Annotated in this window: 1 protein-coding gene; it reads left to right on the top strand. The window is 62.6% G+C overall.

Annotated features, from left to right (window positions below; genetic code table 11):
* Positions 1 to 282 precede the first annotated feature (282 nt).
* Positions 283 to 760 (top strand): transposase (locus EB836_RS18065; protein WP_135542835.1); only part of this gene is annotated, 478 nt, incomplete at its 3' end.

The raw sequence follows: 760 nt of genomic DNA, 5'->3' as shown, positions 1-760 counted from the left end.
CCCCGTTACCTTTTAAGTAGCCTCAACATCCGTCAGGATAGAAGGGGTCGCTGGCCTGAGGACCTCGGCATGATTCATGCCCCCAGTCGTCATGATCCGGGGGGTGTTGTCACCGAGGTTCGAAGGCACCAGGGAAATCGCTGATAGGGGCCAGAACCACTGGCAGAACACATGCCTCGAGCCCGACCGTAACGTGGATGCCGAACCCCGGAGCCACCCAGCACCACCGGCCAGCCGAACCACTCACAACCGCAGTCACACCAGTCGAAGAAGATGAGTGACATGATCACCAACCACGACACCATTGACGTATTCATCGGCATCGATGTCGGCAAACACGACCACCACGCCGTGGCGCTGGCCAGGGACGGCACCCAACTACTGTCGAAGGCCCTGCCCCAGAACGAAGCAAAACTCCGAGCACTCATCGACAAGCTCCGCACCCACGGGACACTCCTGCTCGTCGTCGATCAGCCCGCCACGATCGGAGCCCTACCCGTCGCCGTCGCACAAGCAGCCGGCGTCACCGTGGCCTACCTCCCCGGGTTGGCGATGCGCCGCATCGCGGACCTGCACCCAGGAGAGGCAAAGACCGATGCCCGGGATGCCGCGATCATCGCTGAAGCCGCCCGCACCATGCCACATACCCTGCGCGGGATTCGGGTCAGCGATGAAAACGTCGCGGAACTGTCGATGCTGTGTGGCTACGACGATGACCTCGCCAAACAAGCCACGGCCACGTCGAACAGGATCCGGGGCC

This window comes from Brevibacterium sp. S111, assembly GCF_004745075.1.
In the GTDB taxonomy this organism is placed as follows: Bacteria; Actinomycetota; Actinomycetes; order Actinomycetales; family Brevibacteriaceae; genus Brevibacterium.
The sequence above is the reverse complement of the archived record's forward strand: the minus strand, read 5'-3'. Positions and strand labels throughout refer to the sequence as shown.